The sequence below is a fragment of the Janthinobacterium kochi genome, assembly GCF_051380715.1.
GTDB lineage: Bacteria > Pseudomonadota > Gammaproteobacteria > Burkholderiales > Burkholderiaceae_D > Janthinobacterium.
The window spans coordinates 251,247-268,718 of sequence record NZ_JBNYXO010000003.1 but is presented as its reverse complement, the minus strand read 5'-3'; the positions used below and the strand labels follow the sequence as shown (position 1 = coordinate 268,718).

Sequence of the window (17,472 nt, the reverse complement as noted above, 5' to 3'; positions counted from 1 at the left end):
TTATTCGACATCTTCAAATGAGGTTAAACAGAGCTTGCCCTTGTGTTCGGAAACAGCCGCGGTAAATAAACGGGAGTCGTCCAGCATGACGTCGGTGCGGCTCAGGCTGACGGGAATCACGTCACCCACGCGCAGGTCGAACAAGGCGCCCAGCTGCATCTGCTTGCTGACCAGCCTGCCTTCCAGGGTCACTTGCAGGCGCGAAGCGAGCGGGCGCACGCTGCGCAGCGCCTTCTTCGCTTGCGCGCGCTCGGGCAGCAGGCCGCGCAGCACGTCGACCATCAGGCGCTTGTCCAGCGAGAACCAGAAGTGGCCGCTCTGCCCTGCCGCGACGTCGCTGAGCGCCACGGTGACGATCCAGCTGCCGCGCGGCGGGTGCACGCCGGACTGCACGGCGACCTCGGCACTGGTGTCGATGTCGCTGCTCTTGCCCAGCGTTTGCAGGTTCTTGTGGACGCGGGAGAACAAACTGTTCACCAACTGTTGTCCCAGCACCACAGCGAGACGCTCTTCCGTGGCCGTCACGCGCACCTGCGCCGGATCGGGCAGCGCACCCTTGGCGCCGGCACTACCGTAGCGATAGTTCAGCACGCTCAAGAGTATCTGCCGTTCGAGCGTAAAGCCCGACTGGCCGGCCGGCGTGGAAAAACTCAGCCAGCGATTCACGCTGTCCTCGTTTTCTACGCGCGACAAAGTCACGCCGTCGATCTGGAAATTACCCCAGTAGCGGCGGCTCATAGGTTGGCGCAGGGCCACAGCCAGGTCGTCGCGCAGCTGGGCGCCGAATACATGCAGCAAATGGACAGGACGTCCAAGCAGACAGGAATCGAGGACTTGATGGCGCACAGTTTGATCTGTCTTGGTAATGATTGTCATGTAGTGGTCATGTCGGTATTGCGGTGGCAGAACAAATTATACGGATCGCCCGAAATTAAATACAGCATCATCTTGGCTTTCCCCACAGGTCCGCAAGCAAACGATTGCACATCGTATCGCATGCTAGATGACTACGGTGCTGAACAATACATGAAAAAGCTAAATATTGCCATGTATCAATATTCCTTGAGCCAATCCTCTCTTTACTTTATAGTTGCCTCGAGGTAAGCTTATAGCGACAAAATAGTGATTTGCAGTGCGCCATTCCGCTTACCTGATTCCGGTTTTTATGGCAGTTTTCAGTCCGTTTTATTGCCACCAGCAGAAACTTTTATCAGATAAATATTAGTTGTCATGGCCATGTAAATCATGTCGGCGTGGGTTTGTTTGATTCTGCTTGAGCGGATGGTGTGGCAACTGATAAAACTGATGGGTCCTGCGGATCGGGCCGGGCGGGATGGCATTCACATGCACGACTGCCGGATTGGCAACACCAGTAATTCTGATTGATACGTCACCGCATATTGAAAGTAGAGGGCAAGATGAGCAACGAACTCGCAGGTCTGATCAAGGCCGATCTGGCAGCACTGAGCAATGACGCGCACGCCCTGGGCACCAGCATCGCGCCCGCCGCCCAGTTCGGCGCGCCGGAACAATCCGGCTTTTCCTTCGCGCAAAGCATGCAAGACGCCATCGGCAAGGTCAATGGCGACGACCGCATGGCCGCGCAGAAAATGAGCGACGTCGACAGCGGCAAGAGTGACGACATGGTCGGCGCCATGCTGGCCAGCCAGGAAGCAAGCCTGTCCTTCTCCATGTTGATGCAAGTGCGCAACAAGGTCATGGGCGCCGTCGATGAGCTCATCAAGTTGCCTCTGTAATCTTCACGTCCTGATCCACGCCCAGCCTCCCAGCGAAAGTTACCCCAAGTGATTACCCCCATGAAGTCCGCATTTGCGCGCTGGCGCCTTGGTGCCCAGCCCGCCATCCCGCCCGCCCTGCTGAAAAACCTGGTTCCCATCATCGTGCTGGCCATCGGCATCACCGCCATGGTGACCATGTATGCCTGGCGCGACCAGGCCAACTACAAGCCGGTGTTTGGCGCGCGCGAAAAAGTGGCCGTGACGGACATGATGGCAACCCTGGACGCCGAGCACATTCCCTACCGTTTGCATCCGGACAGCGGCCAGGTGCTGGTGCCCGACGCCATGCTGGGCAAGGTGCGCATGCTGCTCGCCTCAAAAGGCGTGACGGCGCAACTGCCGGCAGGCCTGGAACTGATGGACAAGAATGACCCGCTGGGTGTATCGCAATTCGTGCAGGACGTGCGCTTCCGCCGCGGCCTGGAAGGCGAGTTGGCGCAAAGCATCATGACGATGGACGCGATCGCTTCGGCGCGCGTCCATCTGTCGATTGCCAAGTCGACCTCGTTTGTCGCCAGCGACGGCGACAAATCGTCCGCCTCCGTGGTGGTGGCGCTGAAGCCGGGCCGCACCCTGGCGCCGGAACAGATCGCCGCCGTCATCAACATGGTGGCCGGCAGCGTCGCCAGCCTGGCGCCTACGCGCGTGAGCCTGGTCGACCAGGGCGGCAACCTGCTGTCCTCGCACGTCGACCTGACGGACGGTTTCGACGCCTCGGCCGCCGGCAATGAAGGTGCGAAACGTTTCCAGGATGAAATCCGCCGCAATGTCACGGGCTTGCTGGGACCCGTCATCGGCGAAGACAACTTCAAGCTCAGCGTAACGGCCGCCGTGAATAACGACCGCGTGGACGAAACGCTGGAAAAATACGGCGAAGCCCCGAAAGTGACCAGCGAAGCGATGCGCGAAGAGCAGGAACGCAACCGCACCGTGGCCGGCATTCCCGGCAGCCTGTCGAACCGGCCGCCAGCAGCGGCCGTGCCGGCACCGGCCGACGCCGCTGGCGCCGCACCGGCCGATGGCGCACCGAAGCCGTCCGACGATGGCACGGCCCGCAAGAACGCCACCACGCGCCAATACGCGTATGACCGCAGCATCACGCAGATCAAGCGCAGCCGTGGCCGCCTGGAAAAACTCAGCGTGGCCGTCGTCCTCAACAGCGCCGCCGCACCGAATCCAAAAACGGGCTGGACACCTGCCGAACTGGGCAATATTGAAAAAATGCTCAACAGCGGCCTGGGCATCAACGCCCAGCGCGGCGACACCCTGAGCCTGACGGCGCTGGCCTTCCCTGCCAAGCCGCCCGTGGCGCAGTGGTGGGAAGAGCGCGACACCGTCGTCGATTTCAGCAGCTGGCTGCTGTACGCCCTGGGCGCCGTGCTCGGCTACTTCCTGATCCTGCGTCCGCTGCTGCGCCTGCTAACCACGCGCCTGGCGCCACCGGCACTGAAACAGCTCGATCCTGCCATGGCACTGGGCGCCGGCAGCAGCGCCGGCGCGAATGGCGCAGCGGCCGCCGGCGCGCCAGCCCTGGGCGCGAATGGCAGCCCACTGGCGCTCGAAGGCGAGGCCGGCGCTGGCAACATGCCGGTCGTGCCCCTGCTGGAAAACTATGACTTGCCACCACCAGGCTCGGCGGTCGACGTGATGGTCGATCACCTGAAAGTGCTGGCTGAAAAAGAACCCGAGCGTGTCGCCGAAGTCGTCAAACAATGGATGCAGAAAAATGGCCGAACTCAACAACAATAATTCCTCCGACGGCGCTGAGTACGAAAGCGTCAGCCTGAATCCCGTGGAACAAGCCGCCATCGTGCTGCTGAGCATAGGCGAAGAGCAGGCAGCCAACGTGCTGCGCTGCCTGTCGCGCGAAGAATTGCTGGAAGTCACGCAAGTGATGTCGCGCATGAGCGGCATCAAGGTCGAGTCCGTGAAAGCGGCCATGCAGACCTTCTTCGACGACTACCGCCAGCAAAGCGGCGTGCACGGCGCCTCGCGCAGCTACCTGAAACGCTCGCTGGACATGGCGCTGGGTAGCGATATCGCGAATAGTGTGCTGAACAACATTTATGGCGACGCCATCCGTCCGAAAATGGCGCGCCTGCAGTGGGCCTCGCCAAAATGGCTGGCCGAATACATCGTCAACGAGCATGTGCAGATGCAAGCCGTGTTCCTGGCCTTTTTGCCGCCCGCGCTGGCGGGCCAGATCCTCGATGCCCTGCCCGTCGAAGGCCGCGACCTGGTCTTGCTGAACCTGGCGCGCCTGGACGAGATCGACCGCGACCTGCTGGTCGAGCTCGACGAACTGGTGGGCCGCTGCCTGGGCACGCTCGACACGCAAAGCACTAGCGTGGAAGGCATCCGCCAGGCTGCCGAGATTCTCAACCGCATGCCGGGCAACCGCGCCGCGCTGGTCGAGCTGCTGCGCGCACACGACCCGGATGTGGTTTCGGAAATCGAACTGAGCATGTACGACTTCCTGATTCTGTCCACGCAGAGCGATGTCACGCTCACGCGCATCCTGGAAGACGTGCCGATGGAACAGTGGGCCATCGCCCTGAAGGGCGCGGAACCGGCTATCCGCGACGCCGTGCTGAAAACCATGCCACGCCGCCAGGCACAAAGCTTCGAAGACATGATGCGCCGTTCCGGCCCCGTGCCACTCTCCCGTATCGAACAAACGCGCCAGGAAATCATGGCCACCGTCAAGGGCCTCGCCGATGCGGGCGAGATCGAAGTGCAATTGTTTGCTGAAGCGGTGATCGAATGAAACACTTCCGCTCGTATCGTTTCCCGCCCCTGTCGCAATTCATCGCCGCCGGCCAGCGCGCCTCCAACGAGGATACGGATGGCCAGTGGCAGGCATCCGTCTCGGAAGGTTTCGAGCAGGGCCAGCGCGACGGCTACGAAGTGGGCCTGGTGCAAGGCCAGCAGGACGGCTACGACACCGGACGCAGCGATGGCATGGCGCAGGGCCGCGAAGAAGGCCGCAATGAAACGCTGGTGGCGCTGGACCGCCTGGCGCGCCCCGTCGACGCTATCCTGCGCGACCTGAAAAAGGTGCGCGCCGATTATCGCGAAGCGCAGCGCAAGGAAGTGGTCGACCTGGTGGCCAAGGTGGCGCGCCAGGTGATTCGCGCCGAACTGGCGCTGCAACCGGTGCAATTGCTGGCCCTGGTCGACGAGACCCTGGCCTCGATGCCGCCCACGCGCGAAGAAATCGATGTCTTCCTCAATCCGGAAGAACTGAAACGCATCAGCGAACTCGATCCGAAGCGCGCCAAGCGCTGGAACCTGATCGCCGACGCCAGGCTCGACGCAGGCGAATGCCGCATCAAGGCGGGCGACAATGAAGTCGACGCGGGCTGCCATCAGCGCCTGTCGGCCTGCATGGAACAGGTCAGCAGCCACCTGGCGCTGGCCGCCGAACACGCGGACCAGGGCGCGCCTGCATGATCGCCGACACGCTGCGCAGCTTCGAGATCGGCGATATCCCGGTCGCGACACCCACCGGCCGCCTGGTCGGCGCGTCCGGTTTGCTGCTGGAAAGCGCCGGCTGCCGCCTGCACACGGGCCAGCGTTGTCAAATTGAAACTGTGAGCGGCGAGTGGCTCGATGCGCAAGTCGTGGGTTTTCGCGAAAAACTGTCCTACCTGATGCCGTTCAAGAAGGCGACAGGACTGACCACCGGCGCGCGCGTGTTACCCCTGCCCGACAAGGCCAGCCTGCAGATCGGCCCGTCGTGGCTGGGCCGCATGGTGAATGGCCTGGGCGAGCCGATCGATGACCTGGGCCGTCTCGGTGGCGAACACATCCTGGAAGTCACGCCACCGAAGATCAATCCGCTGAAGAAACAACCGGTGGTCGAGCCACTGGACGTGGGTGTGCGGGCGATTAACAGCATGCTGACCCTGGGCAAGGGCCAGCGCGTGGGCCTGATGGCCGGTTCCGGCGTGGGAAAAAGCGTGCTGCTGGGCCTGATCACGCGCCAGACAGTGGCCGATGTCGTCGTCGTCGGCCTAATCGGCGAACGGGGCCGCGAAGTGCGCGAATTCGTCGAAAAGTCGCTCGGTGCCGAGGGCTTGAAGAAAGCGGTGCTGGTGATTGCGCCAGCCGATGAATCACCGTTGATGCGCATCATGGCCACCGAGCTGTGCCACTCGATTGCCGCGCATTACCGTGACCAGGGCAAGCATGTGCTGCTGCTGGTCGACTCGCTGACGCGCTATGCGATGGCCTTGCGCGAAGTGGCGCTGGCCCTGGGCGAGCCGCCGGCCACGCGCGGCTATCCGCCGTCTGTCTTTTCGAACCTGCCGCAACTGGTGGAAAGCGCCGGCAATGGTGCCCACCCTGACGGCAGCATGAGCGCCATCTATACGGTCTTGGCCGAAGGCGACGACCAGCAAGACCCGGTGGTCGACACGGCGCGCGCGATTCTCGACGGCCACATCGTGCTCACGCGCGAACTGGCCGAGCGGGGCCACTACCCCGCCATCGACATCGCCGCCTCGATCAGCCGCTGCATGGCGCAAGTGATCACGCCCGAGCACATGCAGGCGGCGCGCGCGCTGAAAGCGTCGATGGCGCGCCATGCGCGCGTGCGCGACCTGATCCCGCTGGGCGCCTACGTACCCGGCGCCGACCCGATTACCGACCGCGCCGTCCAGCTGCACACCCCCATCGAAGCCTTCCTGTGCCAGGGCACCAAGGAAGAGGCGCCGATGGGGCCGTGCATAGCACAACTTGAACAGATCATGGCCTAGGAGCATATGTGAGCGACGCGCATACCATCCGCAACCTGACCACCCTGGTCGGCCTGCGCAGCACCGAAGTGGAACGCCTGCAAGGCGAAATGGCGGCGCAGACGGCCGTGCGCGAGCGCTACCAGAAAAACCTGGAACGCTTGACGGGCCTGTACACGGACAGCGGCCCCAGCGGCGCCCTGCCCCTGGCCCTGTCCGTCAATTGCGGCAACTTCAAGCAGGCGGTCATGCAGATGGCCGACCAGCACCGTACCGACCTGCACCTGCACGAGGCCAACATGGCGGTCTCGCAGCGAGCCCTGAATACGGCCTGGGCCAAGCGCGAAGTACTGGACCAGGTGCTGACGCAAAAACAAAAACATGTTGCAAATGAGCAACAACGTGTCGATGCCAAGCGGCAAGATGAGTTGGCGACGCAATTCTGGTTCCGCGGACAGGTAAAATGAGGCTTGTGTAAGTTTCTTTCAGGAAAACTTCACGAAACGGGAATAGGGGTCGCCTTGTACCGGTATATCCCTTTATTCAGGAGTCTGGCATGGCAAGCGTAATTACCTCACCGCAATACGATCCGATCCCAACGGCTGAAAAACTGGCGACCAAGGCAGTTGCCGGTCAGAAAGCTGCCCTGGCGGCGCAAACGGCGCTGGCCAATAACACCAGCACGGCGCTGGGCAACCTGAAGTCGGCCATCTCGACCTTCCAGAGCGCCATGTCGGCCATGACCAGCAGCAAATCGGTGCTGAGCCAGTCCGCCACCTTCCCGGCCGCCGGCTACGGTTCTGCCACGGCCGGCATCAATGCGACGCCGGGCACCTATTCCTTTTTTGTTGAAAAACTGGCCACTGCCAGCCAGATGTCGTATGGCGGTCTGAGCAGCGTCAATACCGCCGATGGCACGGGTACGCTGAAAGTGAAAATTGGCGATGGCGTGGGCGACAACACGCTCGACATCGACCTGGCCGCCTCCGACAAGGATGGCAACGGCACAGTGACCCCACAGGAAATCGCTGCCGCCATCAATGGCAACAGCAAGAACAATTCGCGCGTAACCGCGTCCATCGTCACCATCGACGGCACTGCGCAAATGGTCCTGACGTCGAATGCGACGGGCATTGCAAACGCTGCCACGCTCGACGCCAGCGGCGTCACCAACGTCGCGCTGAAAGGCGCGCTGATCGCTCCGGCCAACATCAAGGAAGTCGTCAAGGCTGACGATGCCATCGTCTGGCTGGGCGGCAAACCCGGCGGCACGGCCATCACGCAAGCATCGAATACCTTCACCAACGTGCAGGATGTGAAAATTACGTTCACCCGCGCCATGACGGCTGCCGAAGCACCCGTGACGCTGACCGTCGCCACCGACAGCAGCGGCACCGCCGCCAACGTGCAAGCGTTCGTCGATGCCTATAACAAGCTGAAAACCCTGATGGATGGCCTGGCCAGTCCCGGCAACCCGGAAAAGAACATCGCCGCAGGCATCTTTGCCCATGATTCCGGTCTGAATGCCTTGCGCAGCAGCATGGGCGACGCCCTGCGCCTGAACGTCAATGGCATATCGCTCGTGTCCTACGGCATTACGGCCCAGCGCGACGGCACCATCAGCCTGAATACGGCCAAGCTGACGGCCAAGCTGGCCGACAACCCGACAGGCCTCGACAAGCTTTTTGGCAACAACAGCCTGTCCGCCCCTGCCGGTGTGCTCGGTGGGCTGGACAAGGTGCTGGGCCAGTGGGGCAATATCACCAAGGGTCAGATCACCCAGCGCCAGGCCGCCACGGAGAAGCTGCAGAAAAGCCTGGTCAAGAGCGGCGAGCGCCTCACGGCCCAATATGACACGGCATACAAACGTTTCCTCGATCAATTTACACGCCTGCAAGTATTGCAGGAACAAATGAGCAAGACGTCCGATATGTTCGATGCCATGTTTAGCAACAACAAATCCTAAGGCGGATGCGTCTGCCGCGCCGCCCCACGTTAACATAGCGAGAAGATAATAATGTTAAACAATGAAGCTTACGGCAATTACCACGCCGTCAACCTGGATTCCCAGACCGCCCGCGCTACACCGGTCGAGCTGGTACTGGTGCTGACGGACGGCCTGCTGGAAGAACTGGCGCGCGCGCGCGGGCATATCGTGGGCAAGCGCTACGAGCAAAAGGCTGTCAGCCTGGATAAATGCACGCAAATCATCAACGGTCTGTCGAGCTCGCTCGATTTCGACAATGGCGGCGAAGTGGTGGTCAACCTGGCGCGCCTGTACGACTACTGCGTGGCGCGTCTGTACACGGCCGGCATCAAGCTGGACCCGACGCTGATCGATGAAGTGTCGACCTTGATGACCACCATCAAGCGTGGCTGGGTGGGCGTCCAGGCGAACAATGCCTAGGCGCGCTGCGCTGCAGCTGCTGAGCCGGCAATTGAGCGCGGCCGTCGCGCAGCCGGACTGGGATGCGATGGAAAAACTCTCGGCCAGCCTGGCGAAAAACATCCCGCTACTGGCTGAACGGGGCGCATGGACTGCGCTGGAACAAACAGAATTGTTGGAATTGCGCAAAATTCACGCGCAAGCGGTTAAAATTTGCTCTGAGGAAAAAGAACGCCTGGGCTTACACCTGGGTGCATTACAGGCAAATAAGGAAGGTTGGGTCGCCTACGCCGCGCTCGGCGAATACGACTCGGACGGGAATCAAGCATGATCATGAACTTCAACACGGCACCGGCCGCTCCGGCACCGGCGGCTACTGCGGCGCCAGCGCCGGCGCCGGCACCAGCACCGGCTCAGACGACCACCTTGCCCGGCACACCGGGCTATGGCAGCAGTACGCCCGCCGCCACCAATGGCGCCGTGCCCGCTGCCCTGCCCCTGTTTGCGCAGGTGCTCGATGGCGCAGGCGAGCCGACGACCGAAGCCGTTATGGCTGAACCTGCCAAAGAGAGCGATAGCCAGGGCGACAGCAGCCTGCCAGCCATGGCTGCCCCCGTCCTCGGTTTGCCCGTGGCGATGCTGCCACCAACGGACGCTGCCTTCGCGGAGACACGCGCCGCCGCACAGGCGCAAGTACAGACACAAATGCAGGCGAATGTGGCGCAGGCGAACCCGGCACTCAACATCAGCCTGCATCCGGCGGCCATCACCCTCACCGCGCAAGCAACGGCGCAACCGGCAGGGCGCGACATGCGCGAACCGCTGGTTGCAGCCAACCCGGCAACGGCTGCCAAAGGCAGCGTGCCGACACAGCCTTTCGAATCGCTGCTGCAGCAAAGCACGCCGGCAACAGCCGTCGCCGCCCCAGCCGTTGCCGCGCGCGAAGGCGAACGTGGCGCCGCGACGCCGGCGCCCAACCTGGGCCTGACGGGCGCGGTCGGCAATACCGCCATGGCGGCCCCGGCCGGCGATACCATCAAACTCAACGGCCCTGCCCAGCAATGGCAGGAGCCGCTGCGCGAAGCGCTGGGCGAACGCCTGCAGACGCAGATCGGCCGCAACAGCGAACACGCGACAATCCGCCTCGATCCGCCCATGCTGGGCCGCATTGAAATTTCCATCCGCCACACGGCCGGGGCGCTGCAGGTGAACGTCACGGCGTCGAACTCGGAAGTCTTGCGCCAGTTGCAAGGCATCGGCGAAAACATGCGCAGCGACCTGGCACAGCGTCAGTACACCGACGTGGCAGTGAATATCAGCGCCACCCCGCGCAGCCCTGCCGCCCAAGCGTTTGCCGAAGGCGATGCGCGCGGCCAGCGTCAACCGGGCCGCCAGCAGGACGATGCCGAGCCGGGCCGCGCTCTGTCCGACGGCAGCACTGCCGCTACCACTTATGCCATGCACGAGCGAGAGACTGCCTGATGAATATGAAAATGAAACTGATCGCCGGCTTTATCGCCGTGGCAGTGCTGGCCGCCGGTGCGGCTGGCGGCGCCATGTGGTACCTGGCCAAGCCGGTCGCCGGCCATGCCGAGGTTGCCGAAGCAAAAGCCCCGCCACCGCCTGCCACGGGCAAGAAGGCCCGCAAGTTCCTCACGCTGGACAAGGTCATCGTGATGCTGCGCCGCGGCCCCGGCGAAGCTGAGACGCATTACCTGTCGGCCGACCTGGTGATCGCCACCACCGAGGAAAAGGAAAAGCTGACCAAGGACCACTTGCCGCTGATGCGCTCGATCGCCGTCAGCACCCTGTCGAGCTTCCCCATGGATAAGGCACAATCCATGACGGTGGAGCAATACGCCGAGCAGCTCAACAAGGCCTTCAATCTCAGCTACGAACGTGAACAGATAGAAAAACCCTACACCGAAGTCATGGTCGGCAAGCTGATCATTGAATAAGCCAACACGCCAGCCGACCTAGTGGGAGATCCCGTGGCCTATGTAGAGCAATACCAGGAAGCGTATGGCGCCGGCGAATACGCCGCTGCCAGCGCTTGCGCGGCCGTGCTCAGCGTTGCTGAAGAGCAACAACATCTGGTGGCGTATGCCCCTTTGGTGAAGCGCATCGTGCGCCAGCTCAATTCGCAGGTATCGGGCGCCATCGACCGCGACGACATGGAACAGATCGGCCTGATGGGCTTGCTCGAAGCGCTGCGCCGCTACGGCGTGCCGGACCAGTCTTTCGGCAGCTATGCCAGCCTGCGCATCCGTGGCGCCATCCTCGATGAATTGCGGCGCCAGGACTGGCGCCCGCGCGCGGTGCGCCAGGAAAGCCATCGCCTGCGCGACAGTGTGCGCGCCCTGACCCGGCGCCTGGGGCGCGAGCCGCTGGAAGCGGAAATCATGGCCGCCCTGAAGCTGACGCCGGAAGCCTTCCAGGAATACCAGTTGGCGGAAAATGCCGAGCTGATCGTCAGTTTCGACGAAGTGCTGCAGGAAAGCCTGGGGCAGGCCGACAGCGCACCGAGCCCGGAAGAGCAATTGATGGTGCGGCGCAGCCTGGAGCAAGCCCTGCGCGCGCTCGACGAACGCGAGCAGCGCGTGATTCAGATGTATTACGAATTCGAACTGAGCTATAAAGAAATTGCCGCCGTGCTGGACCTGAGCGACGCCCGCGTCTGCCAGCTGAACAAGACGGCGCTGGGCAAGATGAAAGCCATGCTGCAAGACGCATAAGTATCAAGCACTATCCATCAAATTGACGCAGCACAATGACGCAGAAAGGCAGTTGACATGGTAATTATCGGTATCTTAATCGTGATGGGGTGTGTATTCGGAGGCTTCGCCCTGATGGGCGGCACCGTCCACGCGATCTGGCAACCGGTCGAGTTGATCATCATCATCGGCGCCGCCGTCGGCGCCTTGGTGCTGGGCAACCCCAAGCATGTACTCGGGGAAATGCTGCACCAGATGCGCAAGATCGTCACGCACAAGAAGCAAGGCTCGGAATTCCAGCGCCAGTTGCTGCTGCTGATGTATGAACTGCTGCAAACGGCGGCCGGCGGCCTGAAGGCGCTCGACGCCCACGTCGAGGCACCGCGTGAAAGCGCCTTGTTCCAGCGCTATCCGCTGGTGCTGGAAGAGCCGAAGCTGCTGGCCTTCATCGTCGACAACTTCCGTTTGATGGCGATGGGCAAGATCAACGCGCATGAGCTCGAAGGCGTGCTGGAACAGGAACTCGAAGCCATCCACGACGAATTGCTGCAACCGTCGAAATCCCTGCACAAGATCGCCGAAGCCATGCCCGGTTTCGGTATCCTGGCCGCCGTTCTGGGCATCGTGATGGCCATGAATTCCGTGGCCGACGGCGCCGATGCGGCGGAAATTTCGGAAAAAGTGGGCGCCGCCATGGTCGGTACCTTCATCGGTATCTTCTTTTGCTACGGCGTACTCGATCCGATGTGCAACATGATGAAACAGCTGGTGGGCGAGGAAGGCTCGACCATGGAATGCGTGAAGGTCGTGCTGGTCACGCACGTGGCGGGCAAGCCGCCCCTGCTGGCCATCGATGCGGGCCGCCGCCTGGTGCAACTGAACATCAAGCCGAGCTTCGCCCAGCTGGAAAGCTGGATCAATGCGCTCGAAGCTGGCGGCGCCGAACAAGAGCAGGGCCAAGGCCGGGGAGGCCGCCGTGCTAAAGCCGCATGAGAAACATGAACAGGCCATCATCAAGCGTGCTGGTCGCAAGCATGACGACGATGGCCACGGCGGCGCCTGGAAAGTAGCGTTCGCCGACTTTTGCCTGGCCCTGCTGTCGCTCTTCCTCGTGCTGTGGCTGATGGCCGCGCGCGAGCAGCAGGCGATGAAGGAAATCATGATGGACGCGTCGGCCAGCAGCCGCCAGGGCGAAGGCCAGGGCGTCATGCCGGAACAGAGTGGCGGTCCGCGTGGCAGCCTGATCGAGCGCTTCCCCATGCCCCGCAAGGGTTCAGGCGACACGCGCACGGAAGGCAAGCAGACGCAGGACGGCAAGGCCGGCGCGGCGCCGCAAAACCAGACCAAGGTCAGCTACCAGTCGCCGGAAGACCTGCTGTCGCTGTCGCGCGCGCTCGACAAGCTCAGCGACGAAGCGGGCTTGAAGAGCAATCTGCAATCGGTGATCACGCCGTACGGCTTGCGCGTCATGCTGCACGATACGGACAAGCAAGGCATGTTCGTGCGCGGCAGCGCCGTGCCAACCGACCGTTTCCGCAAGCTGCTGCGCCAGATGGGTCCCGTCTTCGCGCAGATGGACAACCAGATGCTGATCGTCGGCCACACAGACTCGATGCAATACGCCAATAACGGCTATGAAGGCTATTCGAACTGGACCCTGTCGGCCAACCGCGCCATGTCGGCGCGCGCGCAATTGTTGATCGGCAGCATGAATCCGGAAAGCGTGCTGCAAGTGGTGGGCATGGCCGACCGCGCGCCGCTGGACGTGAAAAATGCCAGCGCCGGCATCAACCGCCGCATCGAACTGTTAATATTGACGCGTGGACAGGCAGACAGCATCGCCGCCATGTTCGGCATGGCCGGGCAAAAGGCACAAGGCGAAGAGCTGCAGGTGGGCGAACCGGACGCGGGAACGTTGCAACGCCTGCGCGAAAAACTGGGCCTGCCCGCAAAGAAGGAGCGCGATGAGCATGCAAATTAAGGGCAAGGGACAACGTATGAAAATCTCCTCCGGCAATACCGGCGCTGCCGTACGCAGCAGCGCCATCGTGCCGGCCGAGGCGATCGCCGAGAACGCGGGCGCCGCCGGCGCCATGGGTGGCTCGTCGGCCGGGGCAGAATTGCAATCGGCCGTGCTGCAGCCGGCCATGGCCGCCCTGCGCGCCATGCCCGAGATCGACCACGAGCGCGTGGCCATGCTGCGCGATGCGCTGGCCAAGGGCGAATTGCCATTCGATCCAGCGAAACTGGCTGGCCTGATCCAGCGTTTCCACGGCGGTGAATCGTGACCGCGCCGCGCAAGGGCATCACGCGCCAGGAAGCCATGCGCCGTATACTGCAAGGCATGACTGACGACAACGTCGGCTACGCCGTCCTGAAAACATTATTGGAAGAGCAATTCCAGGCCACCTTGCACCACCAGAGCGCGCAGCTGACGGCGCTGGCCGACCAGGTCATCGCCGCCGTCGAGCCACTCGATGCGCGCCGCCGCCAGCGCGTCTGCCTCGTCACTGCCCTGCTGGGCCAACAAGGCGATATGGCGCAGTTGTTTGCGTTGTTGCAAGAAGACGCGCGCAACAAGGCCGAGGCCGACTGGGCCGCGCTGGAGCAGATGGTGCTGGAATGCAAGCGATTGAATACCCGCAACAGTGATTTATTAACAGAGCAGTACAGCATCATGCAGCGCGTGCTGCATGGCGAGGAAGATACGTATGCGCCAGGCTGATTTCCCCACACCCCGCGCCACGGCGGCGACACCATCGACGGCGGCAACGCATGCCGTGCAAAGCAATATGCGCGCCACTGACGCCACCAGCTCGAGCGGCAATTTCAGCAGCGTGTTCCGGCAAGTACAGGGCGAGGTGGCCCGCTTCATCGAACAGGGTGGCGGCAACGCCACCAGCCTGAGTCCGCAAGGACGCGCCTACCTGGAGCAGAGCCAGCCCGTCAATGTGCTGGGAAGCATCAACCAGGGCGGCGAGATCGGCGAAACGCAGCAGCAGTTCCTCGCCTCGATCAAGCCGTGGACGCAAGAAACGGGCGCGCGCCTGGGCGTGGCGCCGGAAATTGTCGCCGCCCACGCCGCGCTGGAATCGGGCTGGGGCCAGCGTCCGCTGCGCCAGGGCACGGGTGCGGACACGAATAATCTGTTTGGCATCAAGGCCGGCGGCAAATGGCAGGGCGACGTGGCCAGCAATGTCACCACCGAATACGAGGCGGGCAGCGGCACGGCGCTGAAGAAAACCGAGCGTTTCCGCAGCTACCCGGACCAGGCCAGCGCCTTCCGCGACTATGCCCAGGTATTGCTCGACAACCCACGCTACCGCGCTGCCCTGAACACGGGTACCGACGCGGGCGCCTTCGCGCAAGGCCTGGCGCGCGGCGGCTATGCTACCGATCCCCACTACGCCACCAAGCTGACACAGCTGGCGACGCGCTTGCAGCGCACGGCCGCCGCAGACTGACCTTCCTTAACGGCCGGCCATATCGGCCGGTTCGACCACGCCCGCATCGACCACCCTGGCACGTATCACCGTGCCGCTGGTGGCGTTGCGCACGCGAATCACCTGCCCCAGCGCTCCCGGGTCCATCGCTTCGCCGGCCATGCTCACTTCCACCTGCTCCTTGCGCGCCACGATATTTACCGCACTACCCCGCTTGATCAGCATGGGCGCAGCCAGCTGCCCCTGGCGCAGCACTTCGCCGGCGCGCAGGCTGCGCCGGCTTGACAGGCCGACGGCGCCGGGCAAGGAAGAAATACTATCCGGCACCATCGTCACGTCGCGCCGCGCCAGCGTCACGTCGTCCGCCTGCAACGGCGTATTCGCCGTGACGGGTGCGCTGGTGACGGCGACCTGGGCCGTGATGCTGCCGCGCGCCAACATTTCGTAACGCCAACCGTTGCTTCCAGGACACACTGCGACAAAGCGCATGCGCTGCGCCGAACGGCTGTCCGCCGTTTCCAGCGCGACAGGCGCCGCGCAAGCCGGCATGGGGCGCGTGCTTTTCACCACGGCCACCTGAAACTGCGGTTCCAGCAACCCTGCCGTGGCTGCCTGCTGCGCCAATTGCTCTCGCGCTAACTGTTCCACACGCGAAAATATATTGTCGGCTGGCAATTCTGCGCGACCTGCACTACTATATAGGCTGGTCAGTAAAATTAGGCCAGAAAGCAGTATCTGACGACATGGCGCCTTGTTCGACATCATGGAATAGTTCTCAAAGTAAATCATTGCTAACCTTAATCAAAGATACTGAAGCGGCATGACCATACCATGCGTCAACATGACCAGGCTGGCATTTTACCTCTGCACCACCTATTTTCTGGCCCGAACCGCAAAAAGCACGAACGAATTCAACACAAAGGATGACCATGGGGATTAATTTCAAGGATGCGCTGGGCGTGCACGCCGATGCACTCGCGCTGCGTGCCGACCGTACACGCGTACTGGCCGCCAACATCGCCAATGAAAACACGCCCGGCTTCCAGGCCATGGACATGGATTTCGGCAGCGCCCTGCAGCAGCTGCAGGACAACGAGGCCGGTCTGCTGTCGACCGACGACGATGCCAGTGCCCTGTACCGCGTCCCCTACCACCCTAGCCGCGACGGCAACACCGTCGAAATCGGCGTCGAGCAGGCGGCGTTCTCGCAGAATGCCACCGACTTCCAGACCAGCCTGACTTTCGTCAACATGAAACTGAAGGGTCTATCCAAGGCCATTTCCGGACAATAAGGATCAGCATGAGCTTCCAGGATATTTCCAAGATCGCCGGTTCGGCGATGGCGGCGCAAACCGTGCGCCTCAATACCATCGCCAGCAACCTGGCCAATGCCGATTCCGTTGCCGGTTCCGAAGGCGAAACCTATCGTGCGCGCAAACCCGTGTTTGCGGCCGTGATGGATGGTCCCGGAGCGAGCGGCGCCGGTGGACGCGTGCAGGTACTCGACGTGGTACAAAGCGACGAGCCGCTGCGCAAGGTGTATGAACCGGGCCACCCGATGGCCAATGCCGATGGCATGGTGTTCTACCCCAACGTCAACCAGGTAGCCGAGATGACCGACATGATGTCGGCTTCACGCGCGTTTGAAACAAATGTCGAAGTTCTGGGCCGCATCAAGTCGATGCAGCAATCGCTCCTCAAATTAGGTGAAGCATAATCCATGGAAACCAATCTCTTTACAAATAACAACAGCGGCAGCAACAGCAACAGCAATGCCGTCAAGTCGCAAGGCAATGCCACCCAGGATATGTTCACCAAGTTGCTGGTCGCGCAGATCAAGAACCAGGATCCCCTCGCGCCGACCGATCCGAGCCAGTTCGTCAATCAATTGACGCAGCAGGCGCAGACGGAAGCGATGCAAAACCTGTCGGCGCTGACCAGCGCCAATGCCAGCGTGCTGCAGTCGATGCAAGTGCTGGCCCTGGGCGCGCAAGTGGGCTCCGAAGTGATGGTCAACAGCGAAACCGTCCAGCTCGACAAGAGCAAGGTCAGCGGCAGCATCGCGCTGGCCGCCAGCACCACCAAGACCACCGTGACCCTGAAAGGGCAGGACGACAAGGAATACAAGATCGAACTGGGCGCCAAGTCGCCCGGCACGGTGCCGTTTACCATCGATCCCGTGGCCCTTGGCTTACCTGCCGGCACCTACAGCATGAAGGTCAGCACCAGCGGCACTGAAAAACCGACGGTCGACATCGCAGGCAAGCTCAACAGCGTGCGCCTGTCGTCCGGCGGCAGCATGATACTGAGCGTGTCGAACCTGGGCGAAGTCAACCCTGGCGCGATCACCGGCTTTAACGGCAAGACGGCCTGATCCGCTCGCCCCTTCGT

At 62.3% G+C, this 17,472-nt stretch carries 22 protein-coding genes; 20 read left to right on the top strand and 2 right to left on the bottom strand.

Annotated features, from left to right (window positions below; translation table 11 throughout):
* Positions 1 to 876 carry a FliM/FliN family flagellar motor switch protein gene (locus ACQ4WL_RS08905; protein WP_436509383.1) on the bottom strand — a complete coding sequence of 292 codons (876 nt, stop codon included), beginning with the start codon at positions 874 to 876 and terminating at the stop codon, positions 1 to 3.
* 542 nt (positions 877 to 1,418) lie between these two features.
* Here ACQ4WL_RS08905 and fliE point away from each other — a divergent pair.
* The 17 genes from fliE to ACQ4WL_RS08820 all read left to right on the top strand — a co-directional run bounded on the left by fliE (position 1,419) and on the right by ACQ4WL_RS08820 (position 15,102).
* A complete protein-coding gene (fliE, locus tag ACQ4WL_RS08900) occupies positions 1,419 to 1,757 on the top strand; it encodes a flagellar hook-basal body complex protein FliE (protein ID WP_436509382.1) in 339 nt (112 codons plus the stop codon).
* A 60-nt stretch (positions 1,758 to 1,817) separates the two neighbouring features.
* On the top strand, positions 1,818 to 3,548 hold the full coding sequence (gene fliF / locus ACQ4WL_RS08895; RefSeq protein ID WP_436509381.1) for a flagellar basal-body MS-ring/collar protein FliF: 1,731 nt from the start codon (positions 1,818 to 1,820) through the stop codon (positions 3,546 to 3,548).
* Positions 3,526 to 4,566, top strand: coding sequence for a flagellar motor switch protein FliG (locus ACQ4WL_RS08890; RefSeq protein WP_436509380.1), 1,041 nt, complete (start codon positions 3,526 to 3,528; stop codon positions 4,564 to 4,566). The genes fliF and ACQ4WL_RS08890 overlap by 23 nt, the downstream gene beginning before the upstream one ends.
* Positions 4,563 to 5,252 carry a flagellar assembly protein FliH gene (gene fliH, locus ACQ4WL_RS08885; RefSeq protein ID WP_152283210.1) on the top strand — a complete coding sequence of 230 codons (690 nt, stop codon included), beginning with the start codon at positions 4,563 to 4,565 and terminating at the stop codon, positions 5,250 to 5,252. Before ACQ4WL_RS08890 ends, fliH begins: the two co-directional genes overlap by 4 nt.
* Positions 5,249 to 6,559, top strand: coding sequence for a flagellar protein export ATPase FliI (fliI, locus tag ACQ4WL_RS08880; RefSeq protein WP_436509379.1), 1,311 nt, complete (start codon positions 5,249 to 5,251; stop codon positions 6,557 to 6,559). The genes fliH and fliI overlap by 4 nt, the downstream gene beginning before the upstream one ends.
* Before the next feature lie 8 nt (positions 6,560 to 6,567).
* Positions 6,568 to 7,005: a flagellar export protein FliJ gene (locus ACQ4WL_RS08875; protein WP_070289072.1), complete on the top strand. Its 438-nt coding sequence runs from the start codon at positions 6,568 to 6,570 to the stop codon at positions 7,003 to 7,005.
* Between the two features lie 89 nt (positions 7,006 to 7,094).
* On the top strand, positions 7,095 to 8,504 hold the full coding sequence (gene fliD / locus ACQ4WL_RS08870) for a flagellar filament capping protein FliD (RefSeq protein WP_436509378.1): 1,410 nt from the start codon (positions 7,095 to 7,097) through the stop codon (positions 8,502 to 8,504).
* A 51-nt stretch (positions 8,505 to 8,555) separates the two neighbouring features.
* Positions 8,556 to 8,945, top strand: a complete 390-nt coding sequence (gene fliS, locus ACQ4WL_RS08865) for a flagellar export chaperone FliS (protein ID WP_436509377.1) — start codon at positions 8,556 to 8,558, stop codon at positions 8,943 to 8,945.
* 31 nt (positions 8,946 to 8,976) lie between these two features.
* Complete coding sequence (locus ACQ4WL_RS08860; protein WP_436509376.1) at positions 8,977 to 9,255, top strand: hypothetical protein; 279 nt, start codon at positions 8,977 to 8,979, stop codon at positions 9,253 to 9,255.
* Positions 9,252 to 10,406, top strand: coding sequence for a flagellar hook-length control protein FliK (locus ACQ4WL_RS08855; RefSeq protein ID WP_436509375.1), 1,155 nt, complete (start codon positions 9,252 to 9,254; stop codon positions 10,404 to 10,406). Before ACQ4WL_RS08860 ends, ACQ4WL_RS08855 begins: the two co-directional genes overlap by 4 nt.
* A gap of 11 nt (positions 10,407 to 10,417) precedes the next feature.
* Positions 10,418 to 10,882, top strand: a complete 465-nt coding sequence (locus ACQ4WL_RS08850) for a flagellar basal body-associated FliL family protein (RefSeq protein WP_436509374.1) — start codon at positions 10,418 to 10,420, stop codon at positions 10,880 to 10,882.
* Positions 10,883 to 10,915: 33 nt separating this feature from the next.
* Positions 10,916 to 11,659 carry a FliA/WhiG family RNA polymerase sigma factor gene (locus ACQ4WL_RS08845; RefSeq protein WP_436509373.1) on the top strand — a complete coding sequence of 248 codons (744 nt, stop codon included), beginning with the start codon at positions 10,916 to 10,918 and terminating at the stop codon, positions 11,657 to 11,659.
* 57 nt (positions 11,660 to 11,716) lie between these two features.
* On the top strand, positions 11,717 to 12,631 hold the full coding sequence (gene motA / locus ACQ4WL_RS08840; RefSeq protein ID WP_436509372.1) for a flagellar motor stator protein MotA: 915 nt from the start codon (positions 11,717 to 11,719) through the stop codon (positions 12,629 to 12,631).
* Positions 12,558 to 13,619: a flagellar motor protein MotB gene (locus tag ACQ4WL_RS08835; protein ID WP_436509371.1), complete on the top strand. Its 1,062-nt coding sequence runs from the start codon at positions 12,558 to 12,560 to the stop codon at positions 13,617 to 13,619. Before motA ends, ACQ4WL_RS08835 begins: the two co-directional genes overlap by 74 nt.
* 16 nt (positions 13,620 to 13,635) lie before the next feature.
* Entirely contained in the window at positions 13,636 to 13,926 is a 291-nt protein-coding gene (flgM, locus tag ACQ4WL_RS08830; protein WP_436509370.1) for a flagellar biosynthesis anti-sigma factor FlgM, read from the top strand.
* The gene (gene flgN, locus ACQ4WL_RS08825; protein ID WP_436509369.1) at positions 13,923 to 14,363 is read left to right on the top strand and encodes a flagellar export chaperone FlgN; all 441 of its coding nucleotides are present in this window, start codon (positions 13,923 to 13,925) and stop codon (positions 14,361 to 14,363) included. The genes flgM and flgN overlap by 4 nt, the downstream gene beginning before the upstream one ends.
* Positions 14,350 to 15,102, top strand: coding sequence for a glycoside hydrolase family 73 protein (locus ACQ4WL_RS08820; protein WP_436509368.1), 753 nt, complete (start codon positions 14,350 to 14,352; stop codon positions 15,100 to 15,102). The genes flgN and ACQ4WL_RS08820 overlap by 14 nt, the downstream gene beginning before the upstream one ends.
* 6 nt (positions 15,103 to 15,108) lie before the next feature.
* Here ACQ4WL_RS08820 and flgA read toward each other — a convergent pair whose 3' ends face one another.
* Positions 15,109 to 15,705: a flagellar basal body P-ring formation chaperone FlgA gene (flgA, locus tag ACQ4WL_RS08815; protein ID WP_436509367.1), complete on the bottom strand. Its 597-nt coding sequence runs from the start codon at positions 15,703 to 15,705 to the stop codon at positions 15,109 to 15,111.
* 305 nt (positions 15,706 to 16,010) lie between these two features.
* Between flgA and flgB the strand changes: the two genes are divergently transcribed.
* From flgB to ACQ4WL_RS08800, 3 genes are read left to right on the top strand one after another with little or no spacing between them, the layout of a single operon-like run.
* On the top strand, positions 16,011 to 16,373 hold the full coding sequence (gene flgB, locus ACQ4WL_RS08810) for a flagellar basal body rod protein FlgB (RefSeq protein WP_034758109.1): 363 nt from the start codon (positions 16,011 to 16,013) through the stop codon (positions 16,371 to 16,373).
* An 8-nt stretch (positions 16,374 to 16,381) separates the two neighbouring features.
* Positions 16,382 to 16,798 carry a flagellar basal body rod protein FlgC gene (gene flgC / locus ACQ4WL_RS08805; RefSeq protein WP_034757795.1) on the top strand — a complete coding sequence of 139 codons (417 nt, stop codon included), beginning with the start codon at positions 16,382 to 16,384 and terminating at the stop codon, positions 16,796 to 16,798.
* A 3-nt stretch (positions 16,799 to 16,801) separates the two neighbouring features.
* Positions 16,802 to 17,455, top strand: a complete 654-nt coding sequence (locus ACQ4WL_RS08800) for a flagellar hook capping FlgD N-terminal domain-containing protein (protein ID WP_436509366.1) — start codon at positions 16,802 to 16,804, stop codon at positions 17,453 to 17,455.
* Positions 17,456 to 17,472: the final 17 nt, after the last annotated feature.